Genomic DNA, 17,645 nt, shown 5'->3' on the forward strand with positions numbered 1-17,645 from the left:
TTCGAACGTAACAAACCGCACGTCAACGTCGGCACCATTGGTCACGTCGACCATGGCAAGACCACTCTGACTGCCGCTCTGACTCGCGTGTGTTCCGAAGTGTTCGGTTCCGCTCGTGTCGACTTCGACAAGATCGATAGCGCTCCGGAAGAGAAGGCTCGCGGTATCACCATCAACACCGCCCACGTAGAGTACGACTCCAATGTCCGTCACTACGCGCACGTTGACTGCCCGGGTCACGCTGATTATGTGAAGAACATGATCACCGGTGCTGCCCAGATGGACGGCGCGATCCTGGTTTGCTCGGCTGCCGACGGCCCCATGCCGCAGACTCGCGAGCACATCCTGCTCTCCCGTCAGGTTGGTGTTCCTTACATCGTCGTGTTCCTGAACAAGGCCGACATGGTCGACGACGCCGAACTGCTCGAGCTGGTCGAGATGGAAGTGCGCGACCTGCTGTCCACCTATGATTTCCCGGGCGACGACACGCCGATCATCATCGGTTCCGCGCTGATGGCGCTGAACGGCGAAGATGACAACGAGCTGGGCACCACTGCGGTGAAGAAGCTGGTCGAGACTCTGGATACCTACATCCCCGAGCCGGTACGTGCCATCGACAAGCCGTTCCTGATGCCGATCGAAGACGTGTTCTCCATCTCCGGCCGCGGTACCGTGGTAACCGGTCGTGTCGAGCGCGGCATCGTCAAGGTCCAGGAAGAAATCGAGATCGTTGGTCTGCGTGATACCACCAAGACCACCTGTACCGGTGTCGAAATGTTCCGCAAGCTGCTCGACGAAGGTCGTGCCGGTGAGAACTGCGGCGTGCTGCTGCGTGGCACCAAGCGTGATGACGTCGAGCGTGGTCAGGTTCTGGCCAAGCCGGGCACCATCAAGCCGCACACCAAGTTCGAAGCCGAAGTGTACGTGCTGTCCAAGGAAGAAGGTGGTCGTCACACCCCGTTCTTCAAGGGCTACCGTCCGCAGTTCTACTTCCGTACCACTGACGTGACCGGTTCGTGCGAACTGCCGGAAGGCGTCGAGATGGTGATGCCGGGCGACAACGTGAAAATGGTCGTCACCCTGATCAAGCCGATCGCCATGGAAGATGGCCTGCGCTTCGCGATTCGCGAAGGTGGCCGTACCGTCGGTGCCGGCGTGGTTGCCAAGATCGTCGAATAACGATTGATCTGTTTGAAGCAGGTCGGCATAATAGTCGGCCTGACTCTTTCTAGGCCAGTAGCTCAATTGGCAGAGCGGCGGTCTCCAAAACCGCAGGTTGGGGGTTCGATTCCCTCCTGGCCTGCCAATTTCAATATCGAAATTTGGCAGTCTTTACAAGGTTCTAGCAGATGAATATCAAAGCTGAAGCCAAAGACACGCGCTTCGATCTGGTGAAGTGGCTTGTTGTGGCTGCTTTGGTGGTTGTTGCCGTCGTCGGTAATCAATACTACTCCGCTGAGCCGATTCTGTACCGAGTCCTGGCGGTGCTTGCAGTTGGTGTGGTGGCCGCACTGGTTGCTCTGCAGACCTCTCGGGGGCGTTCTTTCTTCGCGTTGCTGAAAGAAGCGCGTGTAGAAATTCGCAAAGTCGTTTGGCCGACCCGTCAAGAAACCACTCAGACCACCCTGATTGTCGTTGTCGTGGTCCTGGTTATGGCGCTGCTGTTGTGGGGGCTCGATTCCCTGCTTGGTTGGCTGGTTTCCATGGTTGTTGGTTAAGGGTGTCTCGTGGCTAAGCGTTGGTATGTTGTGCATGCTTACTCGGGTTACGAGAAGCACGTCATGCGCTCGCTGGTCGAGCGCGTCAAGCTTGCCGGCATGGAAGATGAGTTCGGCGAGATTCTGGTTCCCACCGAAGAGGTGGTCGAGATGCGTAACGGGCAGAAGCGCAAGAGTGAGCGCAAGTTCTTCCCGGGCTACGTTCTCGTACAGATGGAGATGAACGAGGGCACCTGGCACCTCGTCAAGGATACCCCGCGAGTAATGGGTTTTATTGGTGGTACGGCGGACAAGCCGGCACCCATTACCGACAAAGAGGCTGAAGCGATTCTGCGTCGTGTCGCCGACAGTGGTGACAAGCCGAAGCCGAAGACGTTGTTCGAGCCGGGTGAGGTCGTGCGTGTTGCTGATGGGCCGTTCGCCGATTTCAACGGGGTTGTCGAAGAAGTCAATTACGAGAAGAGCCGGATTCAGGTCGCAGTGCTCATTTTCGGTCGCTCTACTCCGGTAGAGCTGGAGTTCAGCCAGGTCGAAAAGGTCTAGCTGAGCAAAGCATCCCACACCCCGCAGCTGCTGGCTGCGGGGTTTTGTCGTCACTGGGATAAATAAGCATTGGGGAGCCGGAAGGCGTCATAACCCGTAACGGAGTGAATATGGCTAAGAAGATTCAAGCTTATATCAAGCTTCAGGTAAAGGCCGGTCAGGCCAATCCGTCGCCGCCGGTTGGCCCTGCGCTGGGTCAGCATGGCGTGAACATCATGGAGTTCTGCAAGGCGTTCAACGCCCGGACTCAAGGTCAGGAGCCTGGTCTGCCGACTCCGGTGATCATCACCGTATACAGCGACCGCAGCTTCACTTTCGAAACCAAGAGCACTCCGGCAGCCGTGCTGCTGAAGAAGGCTGCTGGCATCACCAGCGGCTCCGCTCGTCCCAACACCCAGAAGGTCGGCACCGTTACCCGTGCCCAGCTGGAAGAGATCGCCAAGACCAAGCAGGCCGATCTGACCGCTGCCGAGATGGAAGCTGCAGTTCGGACCATCGCCGGTTCCGCGCGCAGCATGGGCCTGAACGTGGAGGGTGTGTAATGGCTAAGTTGACCAAGCGCCAGAAGGCGATCGCCGAGAAAGTCGAAGCCGGCAAGCAGTATGCCTTCGAAGACGCAGCCAAGCTGCTGGCCGATCTGTCGGCGGTGAAATTCACCGAGTCGTTCGATATCGCCATCAACCTTGGCGTCGATCCGCGTAAATCCGACCAGGTCGTGCGCGGTGCAACCGTTCTGCCGAACGGCACTGGCAAGACCGTACGGGTTGCCGTGTTCACCCAGGGCGCGGGCGCCGAGGCTGCACTGGCCGCTGGTGCCGACCGTGTCGGCATGGATGAGCTGGCTGCCGAAATGAAAGGCGGCGATCTGAACTACGACGTGGTGATCGCTTCCCCGGATGCGATGCGTGTCGTCGGTCAGCTGGGCCAGATCCTCGGCCCGCGCGGCCTGATGCCGAACCCCAAGGTCGGCACCGTTACTCCGGACGTCGCCACCGCGGTCAAGAATGCCAAGGCAGGTCAGGTGCGTTTCCGTACCGACAAGAACGGCATCATCCACACTTCCGTGGGCAAGGTCGGTTTCGAAGCCGTTCAGTTGAAGCAGAACGTCGAAGCGCTGCTTTCCGATCTGAAGCGTCTGAAGCCGTCCACCTCCAAAGGTATCTACGTCAAGCGCGTCACCCTGAGCACCACCATGGGTCCGGGCCTGGTCATCGATCAGGCGTCCCTGGAAGCGTAAGGCGTAAGCCGCCCCGTTCGCGGGGCGGTCAGCAAGATTGGGGTCCCTGCCTGGCGGGGGCTATCCAAGACCGTAGGCGGCGCAAGCCTTAAACCTCAAGCCTACGCAGAGGTGCTCCCGATTCGTACCGAATCAGACACCAAAACCCGTCCGGTCTCGACCGGATGAAACGGTAACATCCAGGAGTGAAACCCGTGGCAATCAAACTCGAAGACAAGAAGGCCATCGTCGCTGAAGTCAACGAGGCTGCCAAAGCTGCCCTGTCCGCTGTCGTGGCCGATGCCCGTGGCGTGACCGTGGGGGCCATGACCGGACTCCGTAAAGAGGCCCGCGAAGCTGGCGTGTACGTGCGTGTCGTACGTAACACCCTGCTGCGCCGCGCCGTTGATGGCACTCAGTTCGACGTGCTCAACGACGTGTTCAAAGGCCCGACCCTGATTGCATTCTCCAACGAACATCCGGGCGCTGCCGCTCGTATCTTCAAGGAGTTTTCCAAGGGTCAGGACAAGTTCGAGATCAAGGCCGCTGCGTTCGAGGGTCAGTTCCTCGCAGCCAATCAGATCGACGTACTGGCAACTCTGCCGACCTACGACGAAGCCGTTTCTCAGCTGATGAGCGTTATCCAAGGCGCCACCAGCAAGCTGGCTCGTACTTTGGCGGCCGTTCGCGACCAGAAAGAAGCCGCTGCCGCCTAAGGCGTGCACGAATTCTTTCGAACCTCTTTTTTGAATTAGATGGCCGCAGGCCGTCACCTATATACAGGAATTAGAGTCATGGCTCTGACCAACGAAGACATCATCAACGCCGTTTCCGAAATGTCCGTGATGCAGGTTGTTGAACTGATCAAGGCAATGGAAGAGAAGTTCGGCGTTACCGCCGCTGCCGCTACCGTCGCTGCTGCCGGTCCGGCTGCCGCTGCTGTCGAAGAGCAGACCGAGTTCACCATCGTCCTGGCCGAAGCTGGCGACAAGAAGGTGAACGTGATCAAGGCGGTCCGCGAGCTGACCGGCCTGGGTCTGAAGGAAGCCAAGGCTGTCGTTGACGGCGCCCCGGGCGTGGTCAAGGAAGGCGTTTCCAAGGAAGAGGCCGAAGCGGCCAAGAAGACTCTGGAAGAAGCTGGCGCCAAAGTCGAGCTCAAGTAAGCGACGACCTTGCGTCTACAGCCGGAGCGACTCGCGTAAGGCTGATGGCTGGTGGCTTTAGCCACCGGCCTTTTTCCGTTATGGAAAGCTGGCGATGCCGGCGCTCCCGCGGAAATAAAGCCACCCCTGTGGTGGCGCGAATCAAGGGATTCGCAAGATTTTCTGGCAGCTCCCGTCGGGAGAGGCCAACAAGCAGGTGACCAAGCTGGGGAACGCTGATGGCTTACTCATACACTGAGAAAAAACGTATCCGCAAGGACTTTAGCAAGTTACCGCACGTGATGGACGTGCCGTATCTTTTGGCCATCCAGCTGGATTCGTATCGCGAATTCCTGCAGGCGGGAGCGACCAAAGATCAGTTCCGCGACATTGGCTTGCATGCAGCCTTCAAATCCGTTTTCCCGATTATCAGCTATTCCGGCAATGCAGCGCTGGAATACGTCGGCTACCGTCTGGGCGAGCCGGCCTTCGATGTCAAGGAATGTGTCCTGCGCGGCGTGACCTTCGCGGTCCCGCTGCGGGTGAAGGTGCGCCTGATCATTTTCGACAAAGAATCGTCGAACAAGGCCATCAAGGACATCAAGGAGCAGGAAGTCTATATGGGGGAGATCCCCCTGATGACCGAAAACGGTACCTTCATCATCAACGGTACCGAGCGTGTGATCGTTTCCCAGCTGCACCGCTCGCCGGGCGTATTCTTCGACCACGACCGCGGCAAGACCCACAGCTCGGGCAAGCTGCTGTACTCCGCTCGCATCATTCCTTATCGCGGCTCCTGGCTGGACTTCGAATTCGATCCGAAGGACGCCGTGTTCGTGCGTATCGACCGTCGCCGCAAGCTGCCGGCGTCGGTGCTGCTGCGCGCGCTGAACTACAGCACCGAAGAAATCCTCGAGCAGTTCTACGACACCAACATCTTCCACGTGAAGGGCGAGACCCTGGCGCTGGAGCTGGTGCCGCAGCGTCTGCGTGGTGAGATCGCGACCTTCGACATCAAGGACGAGGGCGGCAAGATCATCGTCGAGCAAGGTCGTCGCATCACGGCCCGTCACATCAATCAGCTCGACAAGTCCGGCATCAAAGAGCTCGAGATGCCGATGGAGTACGTGCTGGGCCGTACCGTCGCCAAGGCCATCGTGCATCCGGCTACCGGCGAGATCATCGCCGAGTGCAATACCGAACTGACCGTCGATGTGCTGGCGAAGATCGTCAAGGCGCAGGTCGTTCGTTTCGAGACCCTGTACACCAACGACATCGACTGCGGGCCGTTCATTTCCGACACCCTGAAGATCGATTCGACCGCCAACCAGCTCGAAGCCCTGGTTGAGATCTATCGCATGATGCGTCCTGGCGAGCCGCCAACCAAGGATGCCGCCGAGACGCTGTTCAACAACCTGTTCTTCGCCTCGGAGCGTTACGACCTGTCGGCTGTTGGCCGGATGAAGTTCAACCGTCGCATCGGTCGTACCGAGATCGAGGGCTCCGGCGTGCTGAGCCGTGAAGACATCGTCGCGGTGCTCAAGACCCTGGTCGACATTCGTAACGGCAAGGGCATCGTCGACGACATCGACCACCTGGGTAACCGTCGCGTGCGTTGTGTCGGCGAGATGGCCGAGAACCAGTTCCGCGTCGGCCTGGTACGTGTCGAGCGCGCGGTCAAGGAACGCCTGTCGATGGCCGAGAGCGAAGGCCTGATGCCGCAGGACCTGATCAACGCCAAGCCGGTTGCGGCGGCGGTGAAGGAATTCTTCGGTTCCAGCCAGCTCTCGCAGTTCATGGACCAGAACAACCCGCTGTCCGAGATCACCCACAAGCGCCGCGTTTCCGCGCTCGGCCCGGGCGGTCTGACCCGTGAGCGTGCCGGCTTCGAAGTCCGTGACGTGCACCCGACCCACTACGGCCGCGTGTGCCCGATCGAGACCCCTGAAGGTCCGAACATCGGTCTGATCAACTCGTTGGCCGCCTACGCCCGCACCAACCAGTACGGCTTCCTGGAAAGTCCGTACCGCGTGGTCAAGGAAGGCGAAGTCACCGACGAGATCGTGTTCCTCTCGGCGATCGAAGAGGCCGACCACGTCATCGCCCAGGCCAGCGCCAAGCTGGAAGGCCGCAAGCTGGTCGACGAGCTGGTGGCCGTACGTCACCTGAACGAATTCACCGTCAAGGCGCCGGAAGACGTGACGCTGATGGACGTGTCGCCGAAGCAGGTCGTTTCCGTCGCGGCTTCGCTGATCCCGTTCCTCGAGCACGACGACGCCAACCGTGCACTCATGGGCTCCAACATGCAGCGCCAGGCCGTGCCGACCCTGCGTTCGGACAAGCCGCTGGTCGGTACCGGCATGGAGCGCAACGTGGCGCGCGACTCCGGTGTCTGCGTGGTCGCCCGCCGTGGCGGCGTGATCGACTCGGTCGACGCCAGCCGCGTGGTGGTCCGTGTGCATGACGACGAGGTCGAGACCGGCGAAGCGGGTGTCGACATCTACAACCTGACCAAGTACACCCGTTCCAACCAGAACACCTGCATCAACCAGCGCCCGCTGGTCCGCAAGGGTGACGTGGTGGCGCGTGGCGACATCATGGCCGATGGTCCCTCCACCGATATGGGTGAGCTGGCCCTGGGGCAGAACATGCGCGTCGCGTTCATGCCCTGGAACGGCTACAACTTCGAGGACTCCATCCTCCTCTCGGAGCGCGTGGTTCAGGAAGATCGTTTCACCACCATCCACATTCAGGAACTGACCTGTGTGTCGCGCGACACCAAGCTCGGCCCAGAGGAAATCACCGCGGACATCCCGAACGTGGGTGAAGCCGCGCTGAACAAGCTGGACGAGGCGGGTATCGTCTACGTCGGTGCCGAAGTCGGCCCGGGCGACATTCTGGTGGGCAAGGTCACGCCGAAGGGCGAAACCCAGCTGACTCCGGAAGAGAAGCTGCTGCGTGCGATCTTCGGCGAGAAGGCCTCCGACGTGAAGGACACGTCCCTGCGCGTGCCGACTGGTACCAAGGGCACCGTCATCGACGTGCAGGTGTTCATTCGTGACGGCGTCGAGCGTGACTCCCGTGCGCTGGCCATCGAGAAGATGCAGCTCGACGAGATCCGCAAGGACCTCAACGAGGAGTTCCGCATCGTCGAGGGCGCCACCTTCGAGCGTCTGCGCTCGGCTCTGGTCGGCGCGACAGCAGAAGGCGGTGCCGGCCTGAAGAAGGGCGCCGTGATCACTGACGAAACGCTGGACGGCCTGGAGCACGGTCAGTGGTTCAAGCTGCGCATGGCCGAAGACGCGCTCAACGAGCAGTTGGAAAAGGCCCAGGCCTACCTCTCTGATCGCCGTCAGCTGCTCGACGACAAGTTCGAGGACAAGAAGCGCAAGCTGCAGCAGGGCGACGACCTGGCGCCGGGCGTACTGAAGATCGTCAAGGTCTACCTGGCGATCAAGCGTCGCATCCAGCCGGGTGACAAGATGGCTGGCCGTCACGGTAACAAGGGTGTGGTCTCGGTCATCATGCCGGTCGAAGACATGCCGCACGATGCCAACGGCACGCCGGTCGACATCGTGCTCAACCCGCTGGGTGTACCGTCGCGCATGAACGTCGGTCAGATCCTCGAAACCCACCTGGGCCTCGCGGCCAAGGGGCTGGGCGAGAAGATCAACCTGATGCTCGAGGAGCAGCGCAAGGTGGCCGAGCTGCGCAAGTTCCTGCACGAGATCTACAACGAGATCGGTGGCCGTCAGGAAAGCCTGGACGACCTGAGCGATCAGGAAGTGCTGGACTTGGCGAATAACCTGCGCAAGGGCGTGCCGATGGCCACCCCGGTCTTCGATGGCGCCAAGGAGCGCGAGATCAAGGCCATGCTGAAGCTGGCCGATCTGCCGGAAAGCGGTCAGATGCAGCTGTTCGATGGCCGTACCGGTAACGCTTTCGAGCGCACCACCACCGTCGGCTACATGTACATGCTCAAGCTGAACCACCTGGTCGACGACAAGATGCACGCGCGTTCCACCGGTTCCTACAGCCTGGTCACCCAGCAGCCGCTGGGCGGCAAGGCGCAGTTCGGTGGCCAGCGCTTCGGGGAGATGGAGGTCTGGGCCCTGGAGGCCTATGGCGCCGCGTATACCCTGCAGGAAATGCTCACGGTCAAGTCGGACGACGTGAACGGGCGGACCAAGATGTACAAGAACATCGTGGACGGCGATCACCGCATGGAGGCCGGCATGCCGGAATCCTTCAACGTGTTGATCAAAGAGATCCGCTCGCTCGGTATCGATATCGATCTGGAAACCGAATAACCACGCACCGCCTGCGCGGCACCCGGCACTGGCCGGTTGCCGCAGGTCCGTGAGGAGGAAAGGCCTTGAAAGACTTGCTGAATCTGTTGAAAAACCAGGGTCAAATCGAAGAGTTCGATGCCATCAAGATTGCCCTGGCATCGCCCGAGATGATCCGTTCCTGGTCCTTCGGTGAAGTGAAGAAGCCGGAAACCATCAACTACCGTACCTTCAAGCCGGAGCGTGACGGCCTGTTCTGCGCCAAGATCTTTGGCCCGGTGAAGGACTACGAGTGCCTGTGCGGCAAGTACAAGCGCCTCAAGCACCGCGGCGTGATCTGCGAGAAGTGCGGCGTGGAAGTCGCACTGGCCAAGGTCCGTCGCGAGCGCATGGCGCACATCGAGCTGGCTTCGCCGGTCGCCCACATCTGGTTCCTCAAGTCGCTGCCGTCGCGTATCGGCCTGCTGCTGGACATGACCCTGCGTGACATCGAGCGCGTGCTCTACTTCGAGAGCTACGTCGTCATCGATCCGGGCATGACCACGCTGGAAAAAGGCCAACTGCTCAATGACGAGCAGTACTTCGAGGCGCTGGAAGAGTTCGGCGACGACTTCGATGCCCGCATGGGTGCCGAAGCCGTGCGCGAGCTGCTGATCCAGATCGACCTGGAGCATGAGATCGGCCGCCTGCGCGAAGAGATTCCGCAGACCAATTCCGAAACCAAGATCAAGAAGCTCTCCAAGCGTCTGAAGCTGATGGAGGCCTTCCATGGCTCGGGCAACCTGCCGGAGTGGATGATCCTGACCGTGCTGCCGGTGCTGCCGCCGGACCTGCGTCCGCTGGTGCCGCTGGATGGCGGCCGCTTCGCGACCTCGGATCTGAACGATCTGTATCGCCGCGTGATCAACCGTAACAATCGTCTCAAGCGCCTGCTCGACCTGTCGGCGCCGGACATCATCGTGCGTAACGAAAAGCGCATGCTGCAGGAAGCCGTTGATGCGCTGCTGGACAACGGTCGTCGTGGCCGTGCCATCACCGGTTCGAACAAGCGCCCGCTGAAGTCCCTGGCCGACATGATCAAGGGCAAGCAGGGTCGTTTCCGCCAGAACCTGCTCGGCAAGCGCGTGGACTACTCCGGTCGTTCCGTGATCACCGTGGGCCCGACCCTGCGTCTGCACCAGTGCGGCCTGCCGAAAAAGATGGCCCTCGAGCTGTTCAAGCCGTTCATCTTCGGCAAGCTGGAAATGCGCGGCATGGCGACCACCATCAAGGCCGCCAAGAAGATGGTCGAGCGCGAACTGCCCGAGGTCTGGGACGTTCTCGCCGAAGTGATCCGCGAACATCCCGTGCTGCTCAACCGCGCACCGACCCTGCACCGTCTGGGCATCCAGGCCTTCGAACCGGTGCTGATCGAAGGTAAAGCCATCCAGCTGCACCCGCTGGTCTGCGCCGCGTACAACGCCGACTTCGACGGTGACCAGATGGCCGTTCACGTTCCGCTGACCCTCGAGGCCCAGCTGGAAGCGCGCGCGCTGATGATGTCCACCAACAACATCCTCTCGCCGGCCAACGGCGAGCCGATCATCGTGCCGTCGCAGGACGTGGTACTGGGTCTGTACTACATGACCCGCGAAGCGATCAACGCCAAGGGCGAAGGTCGGGTGTTCGCCGATCTGCAGGAAGTCGACCGCGTGTTCCGCGCGGGCGAGGCGTCCCTGCACGCCCGCGTGAAAGTGCGCATCAACGAAACCATCAAGGATCGTGACGGCTCGATCACCAAGAACACCCGCATCGTCGACACCACCGTCGGCCGCGCGTTGCTGTTCCAGATCGTTCCGGCCGGCATGTCGTTCGACGTGGTCAACCAGCCGATGAAGAAGAAGGCGATCTCCAAGCTGATCAACCTGTGCTACCGCACCGTTGGTCTGAAGGACACCGTCATCTTCGCCGACCAGCTGATGTACACCGGTTTCGCGTACTCCACCATCTCCGGTGTTTCGATCGGCGTGAACGACTTCGTCATTCCGGACGAGAAGGCGCGCATCATCGATGCGGCCACCGAGGAAGTGAAGGAAATCGAATCGCAGTACGCGTCCGGCCTGGTGACCCAGGGCGAGAAGTACAACAAGGTGATCGACCTCTGGTCCAAGGCCAACGACGAAGTCTCCAAGGCGATGATGGCCAACCTCTCCAAGGAGAAGGTCATCGACCGCGAAGGCAAGGAAGCCGAGCAGGATTCCTTCAACTCGATGTACATGATGGCCGACTCGGGCGCGCGGGGTTCCGCGGCGCAGATTCGTCAGCTGGCCGGTATGCGTGGCCTGATGGCCAAGCCGGACGGCTCGATCATCGAGACGCCGATCACCGCGAACTTCCGTGAGGGCCTGAACGTACTGCAGTACTTCATTTCCACTCACGGTGCGCGTAAAGGTCTGGCGGATACCGCACTGAAGACCGCGAACTCCGGTTACCTGACCCGTCGTCTGGTCGACGTGGCGCAGGATCTGGTGGTGACCGAGATCGACTGCGGCACCGAACAGGGTCTGCACATGACGCCGCACATCGAAGGCGGCGACGTGGTCGAACCGCTCGGCGAGCGCGTGCTGGGCCGTGTCATCGCCCGTGACGTGCTCAAGCCGGGCAGCGAGGACGTCCTGGTGCCTGCCGGCACCCTGATCGACGAGCAGTGGGTCGACTTCATCGAGCTGAACAGCATCGACGAAGTGATCGTGCGCTCGCCGATCTCCTGCGAAACCCGCTACGGCATCTGCGCCAAGTGCTACGGTCGCGATCTGGCCCGTGGGCATCAGGTCAACATCGGCGAGGCTGTCGGCGTCATCGCCGCCCAGTCCATCGGTGAGCCGGGTACCCAGCTGACCATGCGTACCTTCCACATCGGTGGTGCGGCGAGCCGGACCTCGGCCGTCGACAACGTGCTGGTGAAGAACGGCGGTACCATCCGCCTGCACAACCTGAAGCACGTCGAGCGCGCCGACGGCGCCCTGGTCGCAGTGTCCCGCTCCGGTGAGCTGGCGGTGGCCGACGACTTCGGTCGTGAGCGCGAGCGCTACAAGCTGCCGTATGGTGCGGTGATTTCGGTCAAGGAAGGCGACAAGGTCGACGCCGGTGCCGTAGTGGCCAAGTGGGACCCGCACACTCACCCGATCGTGACCGAGATGAAGGGTGTCGTGACCTTCGTCGGCATGGAAGAAAACATCACCATCAAGCGTCAGACCGACGAACTCACCGGTCTGACCAACATCGAGGTGATGGATCCGAAGGACCGTCCGGCCGCCGGCAAGGACATTCGTCCGGCGATCAAGATGGTCGACGCCAACGGCAAGGAGCTGCTGCTGCCGGGTACCGACGTACCGGCCCAGTACTTCCTGCCGGCGAACGCCCTGGTTGGCGTGGCCGACGGCGCCGAGATCAACGTGGGTGACGTCATCGCACGTATCCCGCAGGAAACTTCCAAGACCCGCGACATCACCGGTGGTCTGCCGCGCGTTGCCGACCTGTTCGAGGCGCGTCGTCCGAAGGAGCCGTCGATCCTCGCGGAAATCAGCGGCACCATCTCCTTCGGCAAGGAAACCAAGGGCAAGCGTCGCCTGGTGATCACGCCGACCGACGGCAGCGATCCGTACGAGGAGCTGATTCCGAAGTGGCGTCACCTCAACGTCTTCGAAGGCGAACAGGTGAACAAGGGCGAGGTGATCTCCGACGGTCCGAGCAACCCGCACGACATCCTGCGTCTGCTGGGCGTCAGCGCGCTGGCCAAGTACATCGTCAACGAGATCCAGGACGTGTACCGCCTGCAGGGCGTGAAGATCAACGACAAGCACATCGAAACGATCCTGCGGCAGATGCTGCGCAAGGTCGAGATCAACGAGTCCGGCGACTCCAGCTTCATCAAGGGCGACCAGATGGAGCTGACCCAGGTGCTGGAAGAGAACGAGCGTCTGAGCGAAGAGGACAAGTTCGTCGCCAAGTACGTGCGCGTGCTGCTGGGCATCACCAAGGCCTCGCTGTCGACCGAATCGTTCATCTCCGCGGCGTCCTTCCAGGAGACCACCCGCGTACTCACCGAGGCGGCCGTCACCGGCAAGCGCGATTACCTGCGCGGCCTGAAGGAGAACGTGGTCGTGGGTCGCCTGATCCCGGCCGGTACCGGTCTGGCCTATCACAGCGAGCGCAAACGCAAGCGTGATGCCGAGAAGCCGGTGCGGGTAAGCGCCGATGAAGTCGAAGCGGCTCTGACCGAGGCGCTGAACTCCAGCGGCAACTGAGTGCTGGGCCCCGGTGCAAGCCGGGGCCTGCCTTGACGGTGGACGAGAAGCTCTTTAGACTCTCGTACCCCTAATTTGGCGGGGCTTCGTGCCCTGCCATTTTTCGTTTGTGTCGAAAGACAACAGTGGAGCTAGTAGATGGCAACGATCAACCAGCTGGTACGTCAGCCGCGCAAGCGGGTCGTCGAGAAGAGCGACGTCCCTGCGCTGCAAAACTGCCCGCAACGCCGTGGCGTGTGCACCCGTGTGTACACCACCACGCCGAAGAAACCGAACTCCGCACTGCGTAAGGTGTGCCGTGTTCGTCTGACCAATGGCTATGAAGTCGCCTCGTACATCGGCGGTGAAGGCCACAACCTGCAAGAGCACAGCGTAGTGCTGATCCGTGGCGGTCGTGTAAAGGACCTTCCGGGTGTGCGTTACCACACCGTGCGCGGTTCGCTGGATACCTCCGGCGTGAAGGATCGCAAGCAGGGTCGTTCCAAGTACGGCGCCAAGCGTCCGAAATAAGCAGCATTTTCTATTTATTTGAGTCGATAAGAGTAAGGTCGGGCGTAACCTGCGCGTTACCGTTCCGAGCTAACCTGAAGACCGTTTGAGGGCTTATCAATGCCAAGACGTCGTGTAGCAGCCAAGCGCGAGATCCTAGACGATCCGAAATACGGAAGCCTGATCCTGGCGAAGTTCATGAACCACGTGATGGAAAGCGGCAAGAAAGCCGTTGCCGAGCGTATCGTTTATGGCGCGCTGGACAAGGTGAAGGAACGCAAGAACAGCGACCCCCTGGAAATCTTCGAAAAAGCACTCGATGCCATCGCTCCGCTGGTCGAAGTGAAATCCCGCCGTGTTGGCGGTGCAACCTACCAGGTTCCGGTCGAAGTTCGTCCTTCCCGTCGCAATGCCTTGGCCATGCGCTGGCTGGTAGACGCTGCGCGCAAGCGTGGCGAGAAATCCATGGCGCTGCGCCTTGCCGGCGAGCTGATGGATGCTTTTGAAGGTAAGGGCGCTGCTGTCAAGAAGCGCGAAGACGTGCATCGTATGGCTGAAGCCAACAAGGCCTTCTCGCACTACCGCTTCTAAATCAAGCGCAACTTTTACGAGGACCTCATTGTGGCCCGTACTACCCCTATCAACCGCTACCGTAACATCGGTATCTGTGCCCACGTCGACGCGGGCAAGACCACCACGACGGAGCGGATTCTGTTCTACACCGGCCTCAGCCACAAGATGGGTGAGGTGCATGACGGTGCGGCGACCACCGACTGGATGGTTCAGGAGCAGGAGCGTGGTATCACCATTACCTCCGCTGCCGTGACCACCTTCTGGAAAGGTTCGCGTGGCCAGTTCGACAACTACCGTGTCAACGTGATCGATACCCCCGGTCACGTGGACTTCACCATCGAAGTGGAGCGCTCCCTGCGCGTGCTCGATGGCGCTGTCGTGGTGTTCTGCGGTACCTCCGGTGTCGAGCCGCAGTCCGAAACCGTATGGCGTCAGGCCAACAAGTACGGCGTGCCGCGCATCGTCTACGTGAACAAGATGGACCGCCAGGGGGCCAACTTCCTGCGCGTGGTCGGCCAGATCAAGCAGCGCCTGGGGCATACCCCGGTGCCGGTGCAACTGGCGATCGGTGCCGAGGAGAACTTCGAAGGCCAGATCGACCTGATCAAGATGAAGGCGATCTACTGGAACGAAGAGGACAAGGGCACCAGCTACCGTGAGGAAGAGATTCCGGCGGAACTGCAGGCCATGGCCGAAGAGTATCGTTCCAACATGGTCGAGGCGGCTGCCGAAGCCAACGAAGAGCTGATGAACAAGTATCTCGAGGAAGGCGAACTGTCCGCCGAAGAGATCAAGGCTGGCCTGCGCCAGCGCACCATCGCTTGCGAAATCGTTCCGGCGGTCTGCGGTTCCTCCTTCAAGAACAAGGGCGTGCCGCTGGTTCTCGATGCCGTGATCGACTTCCTGCCGGCGCCGACCGAGATTCCTGCGATCCAGGGTGTCAACCCGGACAACGAGGAGCAGGTCGACGAGCGTCATGCAAGCGACGACGAGCCGTTCTCGGCGCTGGCGTTCAAGATCGCGACCGACCCGTTCGTGGGTACCCTGACCTTCGCTCGCGTCTACTCGGGTGTGCTGTCTTCCGGCGACTCGGTGGTCAACTCGGTCAAGGGCAAGAAGGAGCGTGTTGGTCGGATGGTGCAGATGCACGCCAACCAGCGTGAAGAGATCAAGGAGTGTCGCGCTGGCGATATCGCCGCCCTGATCGGCATGAAGGACGTCACTACCGGTGACACCCTCTGCTCGATCGATAAGCCGATCATCCTCGAGCGCATGGACTTCCCGGAGCCGGTGATTTCGGTGGCTGTCGAGCCGAAGACCAAGGCCGACCAGGAGAAGATGGGTATCGCGCTGGGCAAGTTGGCCCAGGAAGACCCGTCGTTCCGCGTCCAGACGGACGAAGAAACCGGCCAGACCATCATCTCCGGTATGGGTGAGCTCCACCTCGACATCCTCGTCGATCGTATGCGTCGCGAGTTCAACGTCGAAGCGAACATCGGCAAGCCTCAGGTTTCGTACCGCGAGACCATCACCAAGGACAACGTCGAGATCGAAGGCAAGTTCGTTCGTCAGTCCGGTGGTCGCGGCCAGTTCGGTCATTGCTGGATTCGCTTCTCGACGCCAGACGTGGACGACAAGGGCAACATCACCGAAGGCCTGGTGTTCACCAACGAAGTGGTTGGTGGTGTGGTTCCGAAGGAATACATCCCGGCGATCCAGAAGGGTATCGAGGAGCAGATGAAGAACGGCGTCGTCGCCGGCTATCCGCTGATCGGCCTGAAGGCGACCGTATTCGATGGTTCCTACCACGACGTCGACTCCAACGAGATGGCGTTCAAGGTCGCAGCCTCCATGGCGACCAAGCAACTGGCTGCTAAAGGCGGCGGTAAAGTGCTTGAGCCGATCATGAAGGTCGAAGTGGTGACCCCTGAGGACTACATGGGTGATGTGATGGGTGACCTGAATCGTCGTCGTGGTCTGATCCAGGGTATGGAAGACTCGGTCTCCGGCAAGGTTATCCGTGCTGAGGTTCCGCTCGGAGAGATGTTCGGTTACGCAACCGACGTTCGTTCCATGTCTCAGGGTCGCGCGAGCTACTCCATGGAATTCTCCAAATACGCTGAGGCTCCGGCGAATATCGTCGAAACACTCATTAAAAAACAAGGTTGATTCAGCCCTTTAAGTAAGAGGTTTACTGTCGTGGCTAAGGAAAAATTCGAACGTAACAAACCGCACGTCAACGTCGGCACCATTGGTCACGTCGACCATGGCAAGACCACTCTGACTGCCGCTCTGACTCGCGTGTGTTCCGAAGTGTTCGGTTCCGCTCGTGTCGACTTCGACAAGATCGATAGCGCTCCGGAAGAGAAGGCTCGCGGTATCACCATCAACACCGCCCACGTAGAGTACGACTCCAATGTCCGTCACTACGCGCACGTTGACTGCCCGGGTCACGCTGATTATGTGAAGAACATGATCACCGGTGCTGCCCAGATGGACGGCGCGATCCTGGTTTGCTCGGCTGCCGACGGCCCCATGCCGCAGACTCGCGAGCACATCCTGCTCTCCCGTCAGGTTGGTGTTCCTTACATCGTCGTGTTCCTGAACAAGGCCGACATGGTCGACGACGCCGAACTGCTCGAGCTGGTCGAGATGGAAGTGCGCGACCTGCTGTCCACCTATGATTTCCCGGGCGACGACACGCCGATCATCATCGGTTCCGCGCTGATGGCGCTGAACGGCGAAGATGACAACGAGCTGGGCACCACTGCGGTGAAGAAGCTGGTCGAGACTCTGGATACCTACATCCCCGAGCCGGTACGTGCCATCGACAAGCCGTTCCTGATGCCGATCGAAGACGTGTTCTCCATCTCCGGCCGCGGTACCGTGGTAACCGGTCGTGTCGAGCGCGGCATCGTCAAGGTCCAGGAAGAAATCGAGATCGTTGGTCTGCGTGATACCACCAAGACCACCTGTACCGGTGTCGAAATGTTCCGCAAGCTGCTCGACGAAGGTCGTGCCGGTGAGAACTGCGGCGTGCTGCTGCGTGGCACCAAGCGTGATGACGTCGAGCGTGGTCAGGTTCTGGCCAAGCCGGGCACCATCAAGCCGCACACCAAGTTCGAAGCCGAAGTGTACGTGCTGTCCAAGGAAGAAGGTGGTCGTCACACCCCGTTCTTCAAGGGCTACCGTCCGCAGTTCTACTTCCGTACCACTGACGTGACCGGTTCGTGCGAACTGCCGGAAGGCGTCGAGATGGTGATGCCGGGCGACAACGTGAAAATGGTCGTCACCCTGATCAAGCCGATCGCCATGGAAGATGGCCTGCGCTTCGCGATTCGCGAAGGTGGCCGTACCGTCGGTGCCGGCGTGGTTGCCAAGATCGTCGA

Annotated in this window: 13 protein-coding genes and 1 tRNA gene; all 14 read left to right on the plus strand. The window is 60.5% G+C overall.

The window, feature by feature from the left end; all coding sequences use genetic code 11:
* The coding region (gene tuf / locus IN820_RS13060; protein ID WP_193681378.1) for an elongation factor Tu at window positions 1–1,179 on the plus strand (1,179 nt) is incomplete at its 5' end.
* A 51-nt stretch (window positions 1,180–1,230) separates the two neighbouring features.
* Window positions 1,231–1,306, plus strand: a tRNA-Trp gene (locus IN820_RS13065).
* A 43-nt stretch (window positions 1,307–1,349) separates the two neighbouring features.
* On the plus strand, window positions 1,350–1,718 hold the full coding sequence (gene secE / locus IN820_RS13070; RefSeq protein WP_193681379.1) for a preprotein translocase subunit SecE: 369 nt from the start codon (window positions 1,350–1,352) through the stop codon (window positions 1,716–1,718).
* A 9-nt stretch (window positions 1,719–1,727) separates the two neighbouring features.
* On the plus strand, window positions 1,728–2,261 hold the full coding sequence (nusG, locus tag IN820_RS13075) for a transcription termination/antitermination protein NusG (protein ID WP_193681380.1): 534 nt from the start codon (window positions 1,728–1,730) through the stop codon (window positions 2,259–2,261).
* A 110-nt stretch (window positions 2,262–2,371) separates the two neighbouring features.
* A complete protein-coding gene (rplK, locus tag IN820_RS13080; protein WP_003280820.1) occupies window positions 2,372–2,803 on the plus strand; it encodes a 50S ribosomal protein L11 in 432 nt (143 codons plus the stop codon).
* A complete protein-coding gene (gene rplA / locus IN820_RS13085; RefSeq protein ID WP_102895549.1) occupies window positions 2,803–3,498 on the plus strand; it encodes a 50S ribosomal protein L1 in 696 nt (231 codons plus the stop codon). The genes rplK and rplA overlap by 1 nt, the downstream gene beginning before the upstream one ends.
* Window positions 3,499–3,692: 194 nt before the next feature.
* Window positions 3,693–4,193, plus strand: coding sequence for a 50S ribosomal protein L10 (gene rplJ, locus IN820_RS13090; RefSeq protein WP_037044008.1), 501 nt, complete (start codon window positions 3,693–3,695; stop codon window positions 4,191–4,193).
* 78 nt (window positions 4,194–4,271) lie between these two features.
* Window positions 4,272–4,640 (plus strand): 50S ribosomal protein L7/L12, encoded by a 369-nt coding sequence (rplL, locus tag IN820_RS13095; protein ID WP_003291419.1) that lies wholly within the window; start codon window positions 4,272–4,274, stop codon window positions 4,638–4,640.
* A gap of 218 nt (window positions 4,641–4,858) precedes the next feature.
* The gene (rpoB, locus tag IN820_RS13100; protein ID WP_193681381.1) at window positions 4,859–8,929 is read left to right on the plus strand and encodes a DNA-directed RNA polymerase subunit beta; all 4,071 of its coding nucleotides are present in this window, start codon (window positions 4,859–4,861) and stop codon (window positions 8,927–8,929) included.
* 65 nt (window positions 8,930–8,994) lie between these two features.
* Window positions 8,995–13,194 (plus strand): DNA-directed RNA polymerase subunit beta', encoded by a 4,200-nt coding sequence (gene rpoC / locus IN820_RS13105; RefSeq protein WP_193681382.1) that lies wholly within the window; start codon window positions 8,995–8,997, stop codon window positions 13,192–13,194.
* 138 nt (window positions 13,195–13,332) lie between these two features.
* The gene (rpsL, locus tag IN820_RS13110) at window positions 13,333–13,704 is read left to right on the plus strand and encodes a 30S ribosomal protein S12 (RefSeq protein ID WP_003280832.1); all 372 of its coding nucleotides are present in this window, start codon (window positions 13,333–13,335) and stop codon (window positions 13,702–13,704) included.
* Window positions 13,705–13,803: 99 nt separating this feature from the next.
* Window positions 13,804–14,274 carry a 30S ribosomal protein S7 gene (rpsG, locus tag IN820_RS13115; RefSeq protein ID WP_003280834.1) on the plus strand — a complete coding sequence of 157 codons (471 nt, stop codon included), beginning with the start codon at window positions 13,804–13,806 and terminating at the stop codon, window positions 14,272–14,274.
* A 30-nt stretch (window positions 14,275–14,304) separates the two neighbouring features.
* Complete coding sequence (gene fusA, locus IN820_RS13120) at window positions 14,305–16,425, plus strand: elongation factor G (RefSeq protein ID WP_193681383.1); 2,121 nt, start codon at window positions 14,305–14,307, stop codon at window positions 16,423–16,425.
* A gap of 30 nt (window positions 16,426–16,455) precedes the next feature.
* Window positions 16,456–17,645, plus strand: a 1,190-nt coding sequence (gene tuf / locus IN820_RS13125) for an elongation factor Tu (RefSeq protein ID WP_045665994.1), incomplete at its 3' end; no start/stop codon positions are given.

Origin of the sequence: Pseudomonas lopnurensis (assembly GCF_015070855.1) — a bacterium.
Taxonomy (GTDB): domain Bacteria; phylum Pseudomonadota; class Gammaproteobacteria; order Pseudomonadales; family Pseudomonadaceae; genus Stutzerimonas; species Stutzerimonas lopnurensis.